The organism is Limnohabitans sp. 2KL-51 (assembly GCF_003063645.1).
Classification (GTDB): domain Bacteria; phylum Pseudomonadota; class Gammaproteobacteria; order Burkholderiales; family Burkholderiaceae_C; genus Limnohabitans_A.
Genome location: NZ_NESJ01000013.1, coordinates 103,861 through 121,970, shown reverse-complemented (window position 1 = coordinate 121,970; position 18,110 = coordinate 103,861). Strand labels below are relative to the sequence as shown.

General features: G+C 59.2%; 15 protein-coding genes. 10 read left to right on the top strand and 5 right to left on the bottom strand.

Annotated elements, in window-relative coordinates; all coding sequences use genetic code 11:
* The first annotated feature begins 11 nt into the window (after positions 1-11).
* Complete coding sequence (locus B9Z49_RS14765; protein WP_108354196.1) at positions 12-1,286, top strand: tetratricopeptide repeat protein; 1,275 nt, start codon at positions 12-14, stop codon at positions 1,284-1,286.
* A 172-nt stretch (positions 1,287-1,458) separates the two neighbouring features.
* Here B9Z49_RS14765 and B9Z49_RS14760 read toward each other — a convergent pair whose 3' ends face one another.
* Positions 1,459-2,712 carry an Hsp70 family protein gene (locus B9Z49_RS14760; protein WP_108354195.1) on the bottom strand — a complete coding sequence of 418 codons (1,254 nt, stop codon included), beginning with the start codon at positions 2,710-2,712 and terminating at the stop codon, positions 1,459-1,461.
* A gap of 286 nt (positions 2,713-2,998) precedes the next feature.
* On the opposite strand from B9Z49_RS14760, the gene B9Z49_RS14755 reads away from it, so the two are divergent.
* Positions 2,999-4,771 (top strand): DUF1302 domain-containing protein, encoded by a 1,773-nt coding sequence (locus B9Z49_RS14755; protein ID WP_146188535.1) that lies wholly within the window; start codon positions 2,999-3,001, stop codon positions 4,769-4,771.
* Between the two features lie 53 nt (positions 4,772-4,824).
* Here the strand turns inward: B9Z49_RS14755 and B9Z49_RS14750 are convergent, their stop codons facing one another.
* The gene (locus B9Z49_RS14750; protein WP_108354193.1) at positions 4,825-5,106 is read right to left on the bottom strand and encodes a hypothetical protein; all 282 of its coding nucleotides are present in this window, start codon (positions 5,104-5,106) and stop codon (positions 4,825-4,827) included.
* A gap of 231 nt (positions 5,107-5,337) precedes the next feature.
* Here B9Z49_RS14750 and B9Z49_RS14745 point away from each other — a divergent pair, with 231 nt between their 5' ends.
* The 3 genes from B9Z49_RS14745 to B9Z49_RS14735 all read left to right on the top strand — a co-directional run bounded on the left by B9Z49_RS14745 (position 5,338) and on the right by B9Z49_RS14735 (position 8,312).
* On the top strand, positions 5,338-7,221 hold the full coding sequence (locus tag B9Z49_RS14745) for an ATP-binding protein (RefSeq protein ID WP_108354192.1): 1,884 nt from the start codon (positions 5,338-5,340) through the stop codon (positions 7,219-7,221).
* Positions 7,218-7,961, top strand: a complete 744-nt coding sequence (locus tag B9Z49_RS14740) for a response regulator transcription factor (protein WP_233254642.1) — start codon at positions 7,218-7,220, stop codon at positions 7,959-7,961. Before B9Z49_RS14745 ends, B9Z49_RS14740 begins: the two co-directional genes overlap by 4 nt.
* A gap of 90 nt (positions 7,962-8,051) precedes the next feature.
* The gene (locus B9Z49_RS14735) at positions 8,052-8,312 is read left to right on the top strand and encodes a DUF3297 family protein (RefSeq protein WP_108354190.1); all 261 of its coding nucleotides are present in this window, start codon (positions 8,052-8,054) and stop codon (positions 8,310-8,312) included.
* 15 nt (positions 8,313-8,327) lie between these two features.
* On the opposite strand, the gene B9Z49_RS14730 is transcribed toward B9Z49_RS14735, so the two are convergent.
* The gene (locus B9Z49_RS14730) at positions 8,328-10,328 is read right to left on the bottom strand and encodes an aconitase family protein (protein ID WP_108354189.1); all 2,001 of its coding nucleotides are present in this window, start codon (positions 10,326-10,328) and stop codon (positions 8,328-8,330) included.
* Between the two features lie 110 nt (positions 10,329-10,438).
* Between B9Z49_RS14730 and B9Z49_RS14725 the strand changes: the two genes are divergently transcribed.
* From B9Z49_RS14725 to B9Z49_RS14705, 5 genes are all read left to right on the top strand, one after another.
* Positions 10,439-11,383 (top strand): hydroxymethylglutaryl-CoA lyase, encoded by a 945-nt coding sequence (locus B9Z49_RS14725; protein ID WP_108354188.1) that lies wholly within the window; start codon positions 10,439-10,441, stop codon positions 11,381-11,383.
* Positions 11,380-12,579: a CaiB/BaiF CoA-transferase family protein gene (locus tag B9Z49_RS14720; RefSeq protein WP_108354187.1), complete on the top strand. Its 1,200-nt coding sequence runs from the start codon at positions 11,380-11,382 to the stop codon at positions 12,577-12,579. Before B9Z49_RS14725 ends, B9Z49_RS14720 begins: the two co-directional genes overlap by 4 nt.
* 61 nt (positions 12,580-12,640) lie before the next feature.
* Positions 12,641-13,621 (top strand): tripartite tricarboxylate transporter substrate binding protein, encoded by a 981-nt coding sequence (locus tag B9Z49_RS14715; RefSeq protein ID WP_108354186.1) that lies wholly within the window; start codon positions 12,641-12,643, stop codon positions 13,619-13,621.
* A gap of 300 nt (positions 13,622-13,921) precedes the next feature.
* Positions 13,922-15,004, top strand: coding sequence for a 4-hydroxyphenylpyruvate dioxygenase (hppD, locus tag B9Z49_RS14710; RefSeq protein ID WP_108354234.1), 1,083 nt, complete (start codon positions 13,922-13,924; stop codon positions 15,002-15,004).
* 60 nt (positions 15,005-15,064) lie between these two features.
* Positions 15,065-16,087, top strand: coding sequence for a tripartite tricarboxylate transporter substrate binding protein (locus B9Z49_RS14705; RefSeq protein ID WP_158273508.1), 1,023 nt, complete (start codon positions 15,065-15,067; stop codon positions 16,085-16,087).
* Positions 16,088-16,109: 22 nt separating this feature from the next.
* Here B9Z49_RS14705 and B9Z49_RS14700 read toward each other — a convergent pair whose 3' ends face one another.
* Positions 16,110-17,312: an NAD(P)/FAD-dependent oxidoreductase gene (locus tag B9Z49_RS14700; RefSeq protein WP_108354184.1), complete on the bottom strand. Its 1,203-nt coding sequence runs from the start codon at positions 17,310-17,312 to the stop codon at positions 16,110-16,112.
* Positions 17,309-18,082 (bottom strand): hypothetical protein, encoded by a 774-nt coding sequence (locus B9Z49_RS14695; RefSeq protein ID WP_108354183.1) that lies wholly within the window; start codon positions 18,080-18,082, stop codon positions 17,309-17,311. Before B9Z49_RS14695 ends, B9Z49_RS14700 begins: the two co-directional genes overlap by 4 nt.
* Between the last annotated feature and the right edge of the window lie 28 nt (positions 18,083-18,110).

The following is an 18,110-nucleotide window of genomic DNA, read 5'->3' as shown; positions in this document are numbered from 1 at the left end:
CCGGTGTTCGCATGTTGCAAAGCATTGTGCCTTGCGCTGGATGGGCGCACCCTTGGGGTCACAAAGCCTGTGTCACACTGGCGATCATGGACCCTTCACTCGAACAAGCTCGCCAAGCCTTTGTGGCTGGCATCGAACAGTTTGAACGCCACGACTTCGAGGCGGCCTGCGAGTTTTTTGAACAAGCTTTGCGGCACGCGCCGGGCAGGTCCTCAGTGCTCATGAACCTGGGTGTCAGCTGCGTGCAGCTGGGCCGCTTTGAGCGGGCCGACGAGTGCCTGCGCCAAGCCATAGAAGCAGACGGCTCGCAAACCGATGCCTGGAAGGCCTGGGGCGTGACGCAAATGGCCTTGGGCAACTGGCCGCAAGCCTTGCATTGCCATGAGCAAGCCCATGCCTTGGGCGCCGACGGAGCTGAATTTTGTTTGCGCTGGGGCCAGTGTTTGGCGCATCAAGGGCGATTGCCGCAAGCCGTGCAAGTCTTTGAGCAGGCCTTGGCGCATGAGCCCGAGTTGACCGAAGCCTGGAGCCAGCTGGCCCATGTGCAGCGTGACATGGGCCAGACCGTGCAGGCGAAAGCGGGTTACCAGCGGGCGATGCAGCTGGGGGCCGACCCCGAGCTGCACCGCTATTACCTGGCTGCCCTGAGCCCGGAGCAGCCCGTGGTGAATGCGCCTGCGGCTTATGTGGCAACCCTGTTTGACCAGTACGCCAACGACTTTGAGGCACACCTGGTGGGCCAGCTGGGCTACCAGGGCCACCGTGTGTTGTTGGAGCAACTGCCCATCCCACCGGACACGCGGTTTGAACGGGTTTGGGATTTGGGTTGTGGCACTGGTTTGTGTGGCCACTTGGTACGTCCGCGTGCCGAGCACTTGATTGGGGTGGACCTGTCTTCGGCCATGCTGGACAAAGCCCGTGCGCTGGGGGTTTACGACAGCCTGCACGCCCAGGAGTTGGTCGATTTTTTGAAGCAAGGCACCGAGCGGGTTGACCTGGTGCTGGCGGCCGATGTGTTCATCTACGTGGGGCATCTGGAGGCGGTTTTTGAGGCCCTGGGCCCCCGAATGCGGCCGGGTGGCTGGTTGGCTTTCACCGTGGAAGAGGCAGATCCTGGCCTGGCCGTGCAGTTGCACAGCACGCTGCGTTATGCGCACGACCTGACTTATCTGCAAGGGCTGGCTGCTCAGCACGGCTGGCAATGGGCCCGCTTGTACCGCGCACCTTTGCGGCTGGACCAGGCCAACCCACTCATGGGCGCCTATGTTTATCTGCAAAAGACGTGATCGGGCAGGCGCCCATAGTACGAGTGTCTCAGGCTTGAACCCATAAGGTCCCGCACCGGACCATCTGCTACCCAAGAGGGGACCGCCCATGAATGGCAAGGAAGGCTAAGGGGGTTTTGTAGGTGGCTGTCGGACCATAAAGGCCCGACCTACGAGGGGAGGTTTGGGCTGCTCAGCGGTGGTAGGCCAGACCCAGTGCGACGCCCCCAAACAAGTCGCCCTCGACCAAGGGCACGCCGACAAACTCGGCTTGCAAGGCGTGTTGTAAGGTGCGCAAGGCCGACGAGCCGCCCGTGAGGTAGATGGCATCCAAAGACGCATCGGTCAGGCCCGCCCGCCGCACGCATTCACGCGCACAGGCCACGGTGCGCGTTAGCAGCTCGCGCAAGTGCAGCTGCATGTCTTCCAGGCCCAAACCCACTTGCAGGTTTTTTTCGATCACGGCCAAGTTCATCGATGTGTCCGTCAACTGCACGGAGCAGCGGATCTTGGCCTGCTCCACTTCGTGCGCCATCAGGTGACCGTGGCGCTCGCTCAGGACCTGCATCAGGCGCTCGTGCAGGCGCGGGTTGCTGTAATTGCTGAGCAGGGTTTTGGCGTGGGCGATGGCTCTGGGTTGGTATTGCCAGTGAATCAGGTGCCATGTGGCCAGATCAAAAAACACGCGGCTAGGCACCTCGCGCTGCTCGGGCCCCAAGTGCCTGTAGCCCAGCAGCGGCATGACCTGCGCCAGGTTCAGTTGCCGGTCGTAATCAGTGCCACCAATGTGCACACCCGAGGTGGCCAAAATGTCCGCACTGCGATCGGCTTGTTGCCTTCGATCTGGCCCCAGGCGCACCACCGTAAAGTCCGACGTACCACCGCCCAAGTCCACCACCAGTACAGTGCTTTCTTTTGTCAGGCGTTGTTCGTAGTCCAACGCGGCCGCAATCGGCTCCAGCTGAAATGACACCTCGTCAAAACCCACCGACTCCACGGCTTGGCGCAGCGAGGCTTCGGCCTGCGCATCGCGCTCAGGGTCATCGTCCACAAAGTGCACGGGCCTGCCCATGACCACGCGGCGCGGTGCGCTGCCCAAGTGCAGCGCAGCGCGTTCGCGCAAAGTGGCCAAAAAGGTGCCGATGATGTCCTGAAAACTGATCTGCTGATGCCCGATTTGTGTGGTCTCCAGCAGCAAAGGGCTGCCCAGCAGGCTTTTCAGCGAACGCATCAAACGCCCCTCGGTGCCTTCCAGATAGTGTTTGAGAGCATCCCGCCCAAAGTGGGTGCTGCTGTCTTCGGCGTTGTAGAACACGGCCGTGGGCATGGCCATGGCCTCACTTTCCAGCGGGATCAGGCGGGCGTTGCCCTCGGGGTCGAGCCAGGCCATGGCCGAGTTTGAGGTGCCGAAATCGATGCCGAGTGTGCCGACGGGGGAGGACATCATGAATGGGGGCTGTCAATCAGAAGGGCTGAAGCCCGGGCGTGGGACGCATGCCTTGAGTCGGCATGTTTTATGGACCGGGCATTTTGCCACCAAGTGCGTGAATGTCCCTTCAATCGCAGAGATGAAAGCGTGCGCATGCGCCACCGCACTGAAGAAGGGTCAATAATCATTAAAAATGTCAAAAATACCAGTCCCGTGATCGGGTAGACGTAGTACCAAACAACGTTGCGGCCAATAATGGGGCTCAGTGACAGGGCCCACCCGATTGACAGCAAGGAATATCCAAGTGAATACAACAAGAAGCGCGCTGGGTTTCTCGGCCATGGCTGCGGCTTGTTTTCAGGCTGCTGCCATCGACATCCAGTTGGGTGAGGGTGTTGAGGCCAAGTTCCATGGCGCGGTCACTTGGGGCACGCAAATCCGCACCGAATCGCCCAGTCCGGACGCTTATGCCGATTGGCCCTCCAGGGTTGTGCCCGGCACGCCCAAGGGCCACTTGCAGGGCCAGACCGGCGGGTCGAATTTGAACTTTGCCAAAGGCCAGCCCATTTCCAACGTGCTCAAGCTCGTGTGGGACCTGGACTTGAAAAAAGACAACATGGGCCTCTTTGTGCGTGGCAGAGCTTGGCACGATTTTGCTTTGGGCGAGAAAAATGCGGCCTATGGCAATTATCCCAACGGCTTTCAGCCCAACCAGCCGTTGAGTGACAAGGGGTTTGCGCCCAGCGCCCGGTTCGGCAACCTTGATTTACATGAAGTCTTCGTGTACGGGCAGGTCGATGCAGGCGCTGACACACCACTCAAACTGCGTCTGGGCCGCCAAGTGCTTGCGTGGGGTGGGCCACTGTTGGGCATGGGCGGCGTGAATGCGGCCATCAACCCCGCCGATGTGGCCTCCATGCTGCGGCCAGGGGCTTTGCCTTCGGAGAGTCGCTTGCCCGTGGGCATGGTGAGCGCCCAATGGGCGCCGAGCAGCCTGTGGCGTCTGGAGGGCTTTGCGGCCTACGAGTCGCGCAGCGCGGTCTTGCCCGGTTGCGGCACCTTTTTCGACGTGCAGTCGTTTGCGCCACAGGGCTGCGAATTCGCGGCCTTGGCCGGCGCGTCCGAGCAAAGCCTGCTGGCCAGTGGCGCCTATTTGAACCGCAATGCCGATGTGAAGGCAGCAAGTACAGGCGCTTATGGCATTTTGGTGGGCTACAAGGCCGAGCCCTGGGATGCCGATGTCAAATTCTTTGCCATGAACACGCACAGCGCCAACCCCAGCTTGCGCTTGACCATCAACGCCCTCACACCGGGTGTGCGCTCGGTCAGCTACGCCATGGTCTATCCTGAAGATGTGTCTTTGATGGGCTTGAGTTTCATCAAAAAGCTGACGCCGACCACGCGCCTGTTGGGCGAAGTGGCTTACCGGCCGCATCAACCCATCACCTTGAACGCTTTTGACGTGCTGTCCAGCTTTGCCTCCCGCAGCCCAGCCTCGGTGCTGGCGCTGAACAAAGGCATCAACTCTTTGCCTGTGGGCGCCAGCTTTGACGCGTATGACCGCTTTGCCGTGACCACGGGCAGCTTGGGCGTGAACACGGTGTTTCCAAAAACCCTGGGCGCAGAGCGCATCAGCTTGCTGGCCGAAGTCGGCGTCAGCCAGGTGCGAGGTCTGCCAGATTCCGCGGTGTTGCGTTACGGCCGACCCGTGGGCTACAACGGGGCAGCCTACACCGGGGGCCCCGCCTGTGTGGACACCGTGCCCGGCAAGACCTGCACCAGTGATGGCTACATTTCATCGAGCGCTTGGGGTCTGAGGATGCTGGCTTCGGCCCGATATGCCCCGGCCGGTTCGGGCATCACCTGGACGCCTTCTTTGTTGTGGGCCCGGGATGTCAGAGGCTACTCTTACGACGGTCTTTACTCAGAAGGTCGAACCCTGCTGCGCCCTGCCTTGCGCGCGGAGTTTGGGCGGCGTTATTTTGGCGATCTTCAGTACCACCGCTTCAGCGGTGGCCGATACAACCTGCGGATCGACCGCGACCATGTGAGTCTGGTCGCGGGTGCCCGATTCTGAAGGCTGCCAGGCTGTGGACATGGGCGAAATGCTGAACGATGTCCATGGTTTGATCAGCGGCGGTTGAAATACTGGCGCATTTCAGCCAAGGTTTTGGCTTCTTTCAGTGGCAAGTTCGTCACCTTGGAGGGAGACGAACCCGGGAAAAGATCTTCCTTGCTCAGGTTGTACTTCTCCATGAGCGACATGATTTGTGCCGTGCCTGCTTCAATTTCTTCGTGGCGTATTTGGGCTTGCTCCAACTCGGCGGCCATTCTTCTGGCCGCGTCCATTGACTGGGCAATTTTCAAATCCAGTTCGGCTTTTTGTTGTTGCAATTGTTGAAAAGTAGCCATGGTGTCAGTCCTGAAAAAAATAAGCACAAGGTGGACTGGAATCTAACCCTTTGCCCTGTGGGTTTTCACACCAAAATTCATAGAAGCGCACAGATCCTCACAAAGGTCCGGCCTGTTGTTGTATCGACGCCGTGAAAGCTCACAATTGCTCTCACTTCAGGCGTCAAATCCACTGCCTTTTCATTGGGTTGCGGTTTTATCAAGCCCAAGCTCCTATGATTTGGCCAGCCCATGAAGTTCCTGTTCTCACTCTTGTTTTTGTTGTTTTGCCAAGTGACTGTGCATGCGGCAGATGCACGCTTTCGGCTCGACACTGCGTTCCACCATGAAGAAGGGCCATCGCGAACCCTGGAAGCGGCGCAGTTGCTGAGCTTCAAACCTTATCAAGGTGAGCTTCGACTGGGTTTTGTGAAGGGCGAAACCTGGATCCGACTGCAAATACAAGCGAATGTATCGACGGTCGATGCGGCACAGACCACTCCCGGGGAGCGTTTGGTCCTCAGGGTGGGGCCCTATTCCCTGGATCAGCTGACGTTTTATGTTGAGGAAAATGGGCAATGGGTGGCACAGCAAGGCGGAGACCGTTTTGTCAAGTCATGGAAGAACTGCCCAGATGACCTGTACTGTTTTTCGTTCGAAGCGCCAAAAGGCAGCCCGGTCACCGCGTATTTAAAAATACAGACCGACACGGTCAGGGTGGTCAATACCGCCCTTGTTTCATCTGACGAGGTGATGCCCAATGCCATAGGCCGCATCCAGCAGATGACGGCGTCTTTGACCTTGGGGGTCACCGTGCTGGTGCTGTCGCTCGTCTTCCTGCTTCTGGAACGCTCGGTCTTGCTGCATGTGTTTTGCTGGCTTCAGGCGTCGGCGGTGTTCATGATCGCCGCCAACAGCGGTCTGTTGGCCCAGTGGTTGCCGATGCTGGCGGCCGAAACCGTCAATCACATGAGCAACTTGGGGCAAGTCATCCGCGTGCCTTTTGTCATCCTGCTGGGCTGGGCGGCCCTGCGAGCATGCAGTCCTGCGCCCTTCTATCCCAAAGCGGTCGTGGCCCTGTTGATGGTCTGTGGCATGAACCTTTTGTGGTTGGTGACAGGACATGCCGATTCGGCATTGAAGATCAATTTTGTGGTGATGTGGATCAATTCAATGGTGCAGTTGTGGGGCGTGTTTTCATCGCAAAACTTCCCACCCAAATTGCGAACGATTTTGTTGACAGGCTGGTCTCTGTTTTTGGTTCTCACCACCCTGGGGGTCTTGGCCACTTACGGATTTTCGGACGTTCTAGAGCAAATCACTGTTTTTCAATCCACTGGAGACTGGCGGCTCAATGGAGTGCCCATCGGCATGGCCGTTTTTTGGGTTGTGGCGACTGAAAAATCCAACCGCAAAATCGAGAAATTGAAAGAGTTGCAGGGCTTTCAGATGGAGGCGGCTCAGTCCAAAGCCAACCAAGAAAAACTCAAGGAACGCAGAGAGCTGATTGACATGCTGACCCATGAGTTGAAGACGCCGTTGAGCACCATCAAATTTGCCTTGGCCTCGCTGAAGATGGCCGCCAAAGGACAAGGAGATTCGATTGAGCGTATCCAGCGCATCGATGCTTCTGTGAACCGAATGAATGCGATGATCGAGCACGTGGCATTGTCTAACAAAATCGAGCGCCATGATGTGCGCGATTCTGCGGAAAAGATTTCGGCGCAGGAATTGATGAACGTGGTCATGCAGGAGTATCAAGATGCAGACCGGTTTGAATTGCGCATTCAAGAGGGCGCGTTTTTTCGTGCCGACCCGCATTTTTTGGCCCTCATTGTGGAAAACCTGGTCAGCAATGCTGTCAAATATTCAACCGATGGAAAAATCAAAATCACCATTGGCCATGAAACACCCGCTATGACCTGCTTCAGCATCAGCAACCGTGTGGCCAAGGAGAGCCTGCCTGACGAAAACCGGTTGTTTGAGCGTTACTACCGTCACCCCAATTTTCAGAACCACCCTGGCATGGGCATTGGCTTGAGTCTGGTGCATTCGGCGGCTGAAAAGATGGGTGCCACCGTCAGCTATCTGCATACAGACCAGGAAGTGGTTTTTGAAGTCAGGATCCCGCATTGAATTCCCCTATTTCGTTAGAGTCTGCAGATTCGAACTCGCCCCTGGTGGTGGCCCTGGTGGAGGATGACCGCTTGTTGCGCGAGGAGATTGAAGTGCACTTGACGGCGCACGGTTTTCAGGTGCATGCCGCCAACAGCGCGATGGGCTTGGATGATCTGACTGCCCGCGTTGCATTTGACCTTTACCTGATTGACCTGAACCTGCCTGGAGAAAATGGCTTGAGCCTTTGTCGCCGGGTGCGGGCATCGCGACCGGATGCCGGCATCGTGATCATGACCGCCCGGGTCGCGTTGAACGATCGGATCGCGGGTTACAAACAAGGCGGGGCCGATTTTTACCTGACCAAACCCGTGTCGCCGGACGAACTGGTGTTGGTGTTGCTCAATCTGGGACGCCGCTTGAAACAGGCGCAGACGACCAAAGCGTGGTCGCTCAGTTTGCGTGACCGCACTTTGCAGGGGCCAGACCTGACTCAAAAGTTGCGTTTGACCAGCAAGGAGAAAACCATTTTGCTGGCGCTGGTGCAGGCCAAAGACAACACCATGCAGTCGGGCACTTTGTGCGATTTGTTCGCTGACGAGGATGACGACAGCTTGATGAGCAAGCACGCCCTCGAAGAAATGATTGCCAGGTTGCGCAAAAAATTCAAAAGCGTCCAGGCCGAAGGCGACGAGCCGGCCATCAAATCGGTTTGGGGTGTGGGTTACCAGCTTTGCGTGCGCATCCATTTTGTGCATTGAGGGCCACCCATGCCTGTCGGTTAGATCGACAAAACACGTCATGTGGGCCTGTTTTGGTATAGATTCGGTAGGTTAAAAAAGTTTAAGCCCATGACCGATACCACCCCTGCCGCAGAACCCCGTCCCGAATTGCCTGACCGTTTGTCCATCGACGCCCGCAGCCCGCACCATGTGCGCGCCGTGTTCGAGCACGACATCGGCATCCGCTTCAATGGCAAAGACCGCAACGATGTCGAGGAATACTGCATCAGCGAAGGCTGGGTGCGTGTGCCCGCCGGCAAGGCGCTGGACCGCAAAGGCCAGCCCTTGCTGATCAAAATCAAAGGCACGGTCGAAGCGTTTTACCGCTGAGTCTTGTGGCAGCGTTCACGGCGGGGTACGCCGCTGCAACGCTTCAAACGAGATTAATTCCCCCGCCAAAGCGCTCGCCATCACCGTGGGCGGGCTGGCCAGCCAGACTTGTCCCGGGCCTGAGCGACCCGGAAAATTGCGGTTGATGGCGCTCACGGTGACTTGCGCCGCATCGGTCGATGAACCCGGCCCGCAGTTCGCGCAGGCCCCGCAAGAGGGCTGCAAAATCCGCACGCCCAAAGCGGCGAAAGTCTTGTCATAGCCTTGGGCCAAGCAGTAATCACGCACGGCGGTGGTGCCGTACTGCAAAAACACTTGCACGCCTTCTGGCACCTTCAGACCGTTTTTCAGACCCCAAGAAAGTACCCTGTGGTAGTGGTCAAAGTCTTCGCGTTTGCCCGCTGTGCACGAGCCGCCATAGGCGATGTCGATGTGCACGCGCTCGGGCAAGTCCACCAGCGCTAAGCCCTGACCGGGGTCACCGGGCCGCGCCACCATAGGGCTAAGAGTGGACAGGTTCACCGCCATGTGGTGGGTGTATTGCGCGCCATCGTCGCTGTGCATCCAGTCCTCGATCACCGCGTCCACACCGCGCCGTTCGCGCAGAAAGCGCAGAGTTTCGACATCGGGCGCCACGATGCCGGTCAGCCCGCCCAATTCGGCGCACATGTTGGTGAGGGTGGCGCGTTCGTCGGTGCTCAAGTGGGCAATGCCCTCGCCCGCAAACTCGAACACCTTGCCCACCCCGCTGCCGCTGCGGATGTAGGGCGTGGCCAGCAGGTGCAGCATGAGGTCTTTGGCGGTCACGCCCGCTGGCAGCTGGCCTTGCAGTTCAACGCGCACACACTCGGGCAGGGTCACGCGCACCGCGCCGGTCACAAAGGCATTGGCCATGTCGGTGGTGCCCACACCAAAGGCCACACAACCCAAGGCGCCGCTGTGCGGTGTGTGCGAATCGGTGCCCACCACCACCTGGCCGGGCAGGGCGTAGTGCTCGGCCACCATGGCGTGCGAGATGCCGGCCACGTTGCGGCCGTCGTCCAACAGCACTTCGGCTTCGGTCAGGGTGCGGTGCATGCGCAGGCCGTGGCGCGCGGCAAAGTTGCGCTGCGCCTGGCGCATGGCGTGCATGTTGACGATCAGGCCACCACGCACATGGGCCGGGCTTTCATCGACATAAGAGGTGTGGTCTTCGAACACCACGATCTGTTCGGGTCGCTGCAGGGTGAAATCCTTGCCCAGTGCGTTTTTCATCAAGGTGTCGGCCATGCCGGTGTAGTACTCGTGGATGAAGCGCCAGTCCGCCTGCACGAACAAGCCGTCGCCGGGCTGGGGCTGCTCGGGTGTGTGGGGCGCTGTCAGGTGGTGGCGCATCAGGATTTTTTCAAACAGCGTTTGAGGGCCGTTTGCTTTGATGGCAACCGATCGCGTATGGTCTTCCTCGTAGGATCCCACCCCCGTGGGCGAATGTGCGCCCAATAAAAACCGTTGCCCCCAGCGCAGCAAACCACCCGCTTCCAGAACCGACGCCGCCAAGGCCTCGCGCCCTTGAACCAGATCGGCCAGCGTGATGTGCTCACCCCGCTCAATGCGCGCCAGCAGACCGAAATCGGTCGAAGTGAACAGGCCAATGTTGTCGGCGTTCTGGCGGTAGATGTGCTCAAAACTCTCGGCAATCACCAGCTGCACACCTGCCAGCTTCTCGGCGGTGGGACTGTGCTCGCGCGACGAGCCCTTGCCGTAACGCCTTCCGCCCACCAGCACCGCAAAGCCCGCTTGCCTGAGCGCGCGGCGTTCGATGGGGTTGTCTTGACCGCAGCGCAGCCCGGTGTGGGCAAAGTCGCCCAAGCTGTCGTCGTAATGGCTCATGATGTGCACGGGCGTGATCTCGTCGGTCGAGACATCGTCGCGCAGCGGCTCGGCCTGATCCCGTGTCAGGGTCTCGCCCGCCAGTTGGCGGCGAATCAGGGCAGGGTCTTGGCTGAGGTAAAGAATCTTCCCGTGGAAGGTGTTCATGGGAGGGTGGTCGTGAGGCATGCTTTACCAAGGAGTCAAAGGGCAATTTGAATTCTATGAGCGATCCGAGCCATTAAACTCTTCTTACCCCCCCTTAAAGGACATTGGACATGACGGTATTTCATTGGCCCGAACGCGTGACGGTCCGCGAAGTGGGCCTGCGCGACGGCTTGCAAAGCATTGCCCGCACCCTGCCCACTGCACAAAAACTGCAGTGGATTCAAGGCGCTTACGACGCTGGCATCCGCGAGATCGAAGTCGGCTCTTTTGTGCCGCCCAAACTGCTGCCCCAACTGGCCGACACCGCCGAACTGGTGGCCTTTGCCAAAACCCTGCCGGGCCTGGTCGTGTCGGTGCTGGTGCCCAACCTGAAGGGGGCCGAGCGTGCCATGGACAGCGGTGCCGACTGGATGCTGCTGCCCCTGTCGGCCAGCCACGCGCACAGTCTGGCCAACTTGCGCAAAGCGCCGGATGACGTGGTGGCCGAGATCGGGGCCATGGTGGAGGCACGCCGGGCACGGGGTTCCGCCATCCGCATCGAAGTGGGCATGAGCACCGCGTTCGGTTGCACGCTTCAGGGGCAGGTGGCCGTCGACGAAGTGCTGCGATTGCTCCAGGCGGTCGTCGCTTTGGGCGTGGACCGCGTCGGCTTGGCTGACACCGTGGGCTATGCCGATCCGCGCCAGGTGGGCGAGCTGTTTGCCAAAGCCCGCGAGGTGGCGGGCGACAAGCTGGGCTGCGGGCATTTTCATGACACGCGGGGCTTGGGGCTGGCCAACGTGATGGCCGCGCTGCAAGCGGGTGAGACCCGGTTTGACGCGTGTCTGGCCGGCATCGGCGGCTGCCCGCATGCGCCCGGGGCCAGCGGCAATGTGGCGACCGAAGATTTGGCGTATTTGATGGCCAGCATGGGCATCGACACCGGCATTGATTTCGGTCAGCTCATCGCTTTGCGCGCCCAGGTGGCGCAGTGGCTTGCGGGCGAGAGCCTGCACGGTTCGATCGCGCAGGCGGGTTTGCCCAAGACCTTGCGCGCAACTGAAGTGACGGCATGAACACTTCCGACAAGAAACTTCCGCTCGAAGGCCTGCGCGTCGTCGAGTTCACCCACATGGTCATGGGCCCGACTTGCGGCATGGTGTTGGCCGACATGGGGGCCGAGGTCATCAAGGTCGAGCCGATCGAGGGCGACCGCACACGGCATTTGTTGGGTTCGGGCGCGGGCTTTTTCCCGATGTTCAACCGCAACAAGAAGAGCATCAAGATCAACCTGCAAAGCCCCGAAGGGGCCGAAATGGCCCGCAAACTCTGCGCCACGGCTGACGTGGTGGCCGAAAATTTCAAGCCCGGCTCCATGGCCAAATACGGGCTGGACTACGCCAGCCTGTCGGCCCACAACCCCAAGATCATTTACGCCAGCCTGAAGGGCTTTTTGCCCGGCCCCTACGACCACCGCACCGCGCTTGACGAGGTGGTGCAGATGATGGGGGGTCTGGCCTACATGACGGGCCGCCCAGGCGACCCGCTGCGCGCAGGCACCAGCGTGAACGACATCATGGGCGGCATGTTTGGCGCCATCGGTGTGCTGGGTGCGCTGATCCAGCGCGGCATCACCGGACGCGGGCAAGAGATCCAGTCGGCGCTGTTTGAAAACAACGTCTTTTTGGTGGGCCAGCACATGCTACAGTACGCCATCACTGGCAAGGCGGCCGAGCCCATGCCCAACCGCATCTCGGCCTGGGCGGTGTACGACGTGTTCACCGTCAAGAACGGCGAGCAGATCTTTTTGGCGGCAGTGAGTGACGCCCAGTGGTCCACCTTCTGCGATGTGCTGGGTTTCGTCGAACTGAAAGCCGATGCGCGCTACTTTGACAACAACGCCCGAGTGTCGCTGCGTGCCGAGTTGTTGCCCGATCTGCGCCGCCGCCTGGAAGCCTTCACCTCTGCCGAATTGACCGTGATTTTCGAAAAAGCCGGCCTGCCCTTTGCGCCTATCGTCAAACCCGAAGAGTTGTTTGACGACCCGCACCTTCAGGCTACCGGTGGCCTTGCCGATGTGCGCTTGACCGATGGCCCCAAAGCGGGTCAGACCGCCCGAGCGGCGCTCTTTCCCTTCACCATGGACGGGCAACGCCTAGGTGTGCGCCACCAGCCGCCCAAGCAAGGTGAAAATACCGATGAGTTGTTGCAAGGCTTGGGCCTGAGTGATGCAGAGATCAAGCGTTTGCGTTCGCTCAAAGCCGTGGCCTGAGTCAGCGCAGCCGCATGTTGTAAATTACCTCACCTCCCCCTAACAAAGAAAGAGACATTCCATGAAACAAAACATTACACGCCGCACTGCATTGGCCGCTTTGTCATCGGCCGCCGCGATGGCATTTCCGGGCCTGTCGTTGGCGCAAGCCGATCGCCCCGTCAAATTCATCTTGCCCAACGCCACAGGCTCGGGCGTAGACGCCATCACGCGCGCAGCAGCACCTGCTATTGGCAAGGCTTTGGGTGCCAATGTGGTGGTGGAAAACCAATCCGGTGCCAGTGGCGTCATCGGTTTGCAGGCTATGGCCAAGAACCCGCCCGATGGCTTGACCTTGTCGGTGGTGTCCAACAACGTGGTGATCTTCCCCAGCGTCATCAAAAACCTGCCTTTTGAAATGCCCGGCGATTTCACACCGATTGCGGTGCTGGGAGCAACGCCCCTGGTGTTGGTGGCGAACCCACAAAAAATGCCCACCAGCAGCAGCCGTGAATTCATTGCCGCCCTGCGTGCCAAGCCGGATGGTTACAACTTCGGCTCTGGCGGTACGGGGACGATTTTGCACTTGGCCGCCGAGATGTTCGTGGACGAAGCCCGTGTCAAGGCACGCCATATCCCTTACAAAGGCGTAGGCCCGATGGTCACCGACTTGTTGGGAGGTCAAATTGACTTTGCAGTGTTGGCCTTGCCCAGTGTGCAACAGCACATCAAGAGTGGCGCGCTCAAGGCGGTGGGCATGTGCGGTGACAAGCGCAGTGCCGCTGCGCCAGACATTCCTACTTTTGCGGAGCAGGGCTTGCCCACTTACGTGATCGATGCCTGGTTTGGTGTGCTCGGCCCCAAAGGCATGAGCCCTGCCGCGGTAAAAAAGGTCAACGATGCCCTGGTGCAGGCCTTCAACGAGCCGGCCGTCAAGGAAACCATGGCCAAGCAAGGCAACACGATCGCCATCAGCACGCCCGAGCACGCTCAGCGCATCTTCCGAAGTGAAATGGAGCGCTTTGCCGCGCTGGTCAAGAAAGTGGGCATCGAGCCGCAATAAGGCCAACGGGTTCGTCGCTTGACATTTGATGCTCGGGCGACGACCATCAGCCCATGGCCATCCAGGTATTGATTTTCGGCATCCACCTCGCCCGCAGCACGCGGGGCAAGCCCTGCGCGCCGCCGCAGGCTTGAAGCTTTTCTTATAGGTTGGGCCTTCAGGTCCGACGTGTTTTTGGTCCACCACCGACATGTCGGGGCTAAAGCCACCGACCTACAACACCCCCCGTTTCGTTTGACCGATATCAATTCGGACCGCGCTCACCTTGCAGCGTGGCCCCGTTCACTGCTGGAGATTTTCATGACCGATTTGTTTGACAACCCCATGGGCCTGTGCGGCTTCGAGTTTGTAGAGTTCGCATCCCCCACCCCCAACACCCTGGAGCCGCTGTTCGAGCAGATGGGCTTCTCGCTGGTGGCCAAGCACCGATCCAAAGACGTGGTGCTGTACCGCCAGGGCGACATCAACTTCATCGTCAACCGCGAACCCAAAAGCTTGGCTGGTTACTTTGCTGCCGAGCACGGGCCTTGCGCCTGTGCGTTGGCGTTTCGTGTCAAAGACTCGCACCTAGCGTATGCGCGAGCCCTCGAGTTGGGCGCACAACCGGTGGATGTGCCCACGGGCCCGATGGAGTTGCGCTTGCCCGCCATCAAAGGCATTGGCGGCGCGCCCTTGTATTTGATCGACCGTTATGAAGATGGCAAAAGCATCTACGACATCGACTTTGAATTCATCGACGGCGTGGACCGCCACCCGCCGGGCCACGGTCTCAAGCTCATCGACCACATGACGCACAACGTCTACAAAGGGCGCATGGCGTACTGGAGTGGCTTTTACGAAAAGCTGTTCAACTTTCAAGAGATTCGTTACTTTGACATCAAGGGCGAATACACGGGCCTGACCAGCCAAGCCATGATGGCGCCGGACGGCATGATCCGCATCCCGCTGAATGAAGAGTCGGGCAAGACTGGCGGCCAGATCGAAGAGTTTTTGATGCAATTCAACGGCGAAGGCATCCAGCACATTGCGCTGTTGACCGATGACATTTTGAAAAGCGTGGACGCGCTGCAGATGGCGGGCATCCCGCTCATGACCGCGCCCAACGACATCTATTACGAGATGCTCGAAGAGCGCCTGCCGGGCCATGGCGAACCCGTGGCCGAGCTGCAGGCACGCGGCATCTTGATGGACGGATCAACCGCCAATGGCGAAAAGCGTTTGCTGCTGCAAATCTTCAGCCAAACCCTGCTGGGCCCGGTCTTCTTTGAATTCATCCAGCGCAAAGCCGACGAAGGCTTTGGCGAAGGCAACTTCAAAGCACTGTTTGAAAGCCTAGAGCGGGATCAGATTCGGCGCGGAGTGCTCACCTCGGATGTCGCCTGAAAGTAGACATCACATCTGCCAATGTGCTTGAATCTGAGCTTTCAAACCAGCCTGCACGCCATGAAGAGTCAACCCGAACAAGCGCGCTCTGAAATTTCTGGAGGGGTCATGGCCTCGCGTCGCAGCTTGTTGCAAAGCACCTTGTTGCTTGCTGGTGGGTGGGGCGGCAGCTTGGCTGCTCAAACGGCGTACCCGCAAAAGCCCATCAAATTCATCGTGCCTTTTGCGGCGGGGGGGTCTGCCGACACGGTGGCCCGTTTGCTGTCGGAGCGGCTTGGATTGGCTTTGGGGCAATCGGTGATCGTGGACAACCGGGGCGGCAATGGGTCGGTCTTGGGCACAGACTTCGCTGCCAAGGCCGCACCCGATGGCTATACGGTTTTGCTCAGCAACGGTGCCGCCATGACCACGGGCCCGCTCATGGGCCAGATCACAAATTACAAGCCATTGAGTGACTTTGTCCATCTCAACTTGTTCGGCACGTTCACCAATGCCTTGATCGTTCGGGCTGACCATCCGGCTAAAAATGTTCAGGATTTACTGAACATGATTCGGCTGCAGCCGGGCAAGATCAACTATGGCTCTGCGGGTGTGGGGTCTGCGGGCAATCTGACAGGCGAATTGCTCAAGCAATTGGCAAAGGTTCAGATGGTTCATATTCCCTACAAGGGGTCGGGGCCGGCGTTCAATGATTTGATGGGCGGGCAGATTGACTTCATGTTCAATGCACTGATTGCATCAGCACCCCACATCAAGGGCGGGCGAGTGCGTGCATTGGCGGTGACAGGGCATCATCGTGACAATGAATTCACCCAAGTGCCCACATTGTCTGAAACGGTGCCCGGTGCCGTAGGCGACGCCTGGTTCGGCTTGTCGGTGCCCGCAAAAACGCCCCTGCAGGTGCAAGAGCGTTTGCGTGCGGACATGGCGCGCATACTGGCGCAACCGGAAATGCGCACCAAATTGGCCGAATTGGGCATGCAGCCTTTGGGGCTGGACAAACCCGAATTTCAGACTTTTCTGGAGCAAGAAATCAAGAAATGGGGGCCGGTGATCACGGCCGGCCAGCTCAAGGCGCAGTGATGCAGGCATTAGCCCTGGAAGATCACGTCAAGGCGGCAGACTCCCGCAAGCCGGTGATCATCGAGGTGTTGAGCAAATGGGCTTTGTGCAGGACAGGGTCGCTGGCCTTGCGCTGCAATTCCGCCATGGCGGCCTGGCGTTTGGACATGTCCCGCTCCTGCATGCGCGCACGGTTGCGGCCCGATTGCTCCAGCACATGCGAGATGGCGATCGGGCGGCGTTGACGCTCATACAAAGCCAAAGCTTCAAGGCCGCATTTCCCATCCAATATGGCACCCAGTTTTTCGCTCAGGTTGAACGCATCGTGGATGCCGCCGTTCATGCCCATGCCGCCACTGGGGCTGTTGAGATGGGCGGCATCGCCGACCAAAACCACACGACCGTTGACGTACTGTTTCACCACCCGCTGGTGAATCCGGTAGGGTCGGATTTCCAGGACATCGTAGGCTTCGTGGCGTAGCCAGATGCGCTGCATCTTTTCTTGGACTGCGGTGTCTGAAGTGGCCTCTTCGATGCTTTCCCCCTCATCCGGATACAAACTCACGCGCCATAAATCACGCAGCCGCAGCAAACTGAAAGTGCCACGTTCGCTCCAGCAGTAATTGATGTAGGAAAGACTTGGCAAGTGTTCATGGAACGCAAACCGGGTGGTGGCCAGGATGGTGGTCTCCGGGAAAGTCAAGCCATCGAATTCCAAATTCAATTGTTTTCGCACCGTGCTGTGGCCGCCATCAGCGCCCACTAAAAAGGAGGCCTCCAGCTGATGCAGATGGCCGTCTGGCGACTGGTATTGCACCTTGACTGAGTGGTCAGTTTGCGAAAAACCGATCAGCGGACTGCCCCAATGCACCTGCACATGGGGCAAATGGGTCTGGATGTGTGCCAACAACAGTTCAGACAAGCGCCATTGCTCACATTGCAAGCGATAGGGGTGCGCGGTGTCGTCTTTCAAGACAGACAGGTCAAATTCGGCGTACTGGCCCGTTGAGTGCATGCGCACTTGCCAGGTGGGGGCGATCAATCCCGCTGCGATCAATCCGGCCGTGATGCCATGCGCTTGCAGCATGTCCAGCGTGGGGGGATGAAACGTGGAGGCGCGCAAACCGCGCGCCAACTCGGGCGCTGATTCGAGCACCGTGCAAGCGATGCCCATGTGACCCAGCCGCATGGCCAACACCAAGCCGACGGGGCCCGCACCAGAAATGACGACGGGTTGGATGTTCATGCCTTGCGAGCGAAGCCCATGGCCTGAGCTCTGTCAGCCCAGTGCCCGGCATCCAGCCAGGTTTGAAGGTCAGATGGCCTTGGGGGGGTACTGGGAATGGCTGCGACCGATTGCCACATCAACGCCAGCATGCTCGACAACCACGGCGGGCCGGGGCGAGCGCGTTGAGTCAACAGCGTTTTCAGACTAGGCATGCCCGTGCCCAGCATCAAGACAGCGTCAGCGCTTGATGCGCTTAAAGCTTGGGCTGCGCTGTTGGCCGATTCGCTGGAGGTGGTGTAAATGGCATGAAAACCAGGATCTGATGAGTTCACAGCCTGAACTGTGCCAATGTCAAAACCATGCGACTTCCAATAGGCGATGCTGGCTTGAGTGAGGTCAGCGGGGTAAGGCGAGAGCAAATCCAACCGACGAGCGCCCAATGTCTTTAAGGCTGCTGCCACGGCCATACCGGCGGTGACGACGGGGATGTTCAGGCGCGCTTGCCAAGCGTGCACCCATTGCGCCTCTTTTTCGCGGCCCATCAAATAGGATGAGCCGGTGCAGGCCAGTGCCAGAACCGACAGCGGGGCATTGCCAAATTGAAGCATGCTGGATTCAAGCTGGTCAAAGTAATCCAGCAATCGCTGATCCAGACTGGGTGCCTGGCTGACGAGGCGACCATTGATGAGCGAATAGCCTGTGGGCAACAAGGCCCAGGCTTCAGGTTCAACGGTGGTATTGGCCTGCGGCGTCAGCAGTCCGATCAAGCCAAGGGGTGCGTATTCCATGCTCACAAGACAAGTGACTCCGTTGAAA

Bases quoted from the DNA above. Each gene is read 5' to 3' on its own strand.
- B9Z49_RS14765 (WP_108354196.1), top strand. From the start codon at position 12: ATGTTGCAAAGCATTGTGCCTTGCGCTGGATGGGCGCACCCTTGGGGT.
- B9Z49_RS14760 (WP_108354195.1), bottom strand. From the start codon at position 2,712: ATGATGTCCTCCCCCGTCGGCACACTCGGCATCGATTTCGGCACCTCA.
- B9Z49_RS14750 (WP_108354193.1), bottom strand. From the start codon at position 5,106: ATGGCTACTTTTCAACAATTGCAACAACAAAAAGCCGAACTGGATTTG.
- B9Z49_RS14745 (WP_108354192.1), top strand. From the start codon at position 5,338: ATGAAGTTCCTGTTCTCACTCTTGTTTTTGTTGTTTTGCCAAGTGACT.
- B9Z49_RS14735 (WP_108354190.1), top strand. From the start codon at position 8,052: ATGACCGATACCACCCCTGCCGCAGAACCCCGTCCCGAATTGCCTGAC.
- B9Z49_RS14730 (WP_108354189.1), bottom strand. From the start codon at position 10,328: ATGAACACCTTCCACGGGAAGATTCTTTACCTCAGCCAAGACCCTGCC.
- B9Z49_RS14725 (WP_108354188.1), top strand. From the start codon at position 10,439: ATGACGGTATTTCATTGGCCCGAACGCGTGACGGTCCGCGAAGTGGGC.
- B9Z49_RS14720 (WP_108354187.1), top strand. From the start codon at position 11,380: ATGAACACTTCCGACAAGAAACTTCCGCTCGAAGGCCTGCGCGTCGTC.
- B9Z49_RS14715 (WP_108354186.1), top strand. From the start codon at position 12,641: ATGAAACAAAACATTACACGCCGCACTGCATTGGCCGCTTTGTCATCG.
- hppD (WP_108354234.1), top strand. From the start codon at position 13,922: ATGACCGATTTGTTTGACAACCCCATGGGCCTGTGCGGCTTCGAGTTT.
- B9Z49_RS14705 (WP_158273508.1), top strand. From the start codon at position 15,065: ATGAAGAGTCAACCCGAACAAGCGCGCTCTGAAATTTCTGGAGGGGTC.
- B9Z49_RS14700 (WP_108354184.1), bottom strand. From the start codon at position 17,312: ATGAACATCCAACCCGTCGTCATTTCTGGTGCGGGCCCCGTCGGCTTG.
- B9Z49_RS14695 (WP_108354183.1), bottom strand. From the start codon at position 18,082: ATGGAATACGCACCCCTTGGCTTGATCGGACTGCTGACGCCGCAGGCC.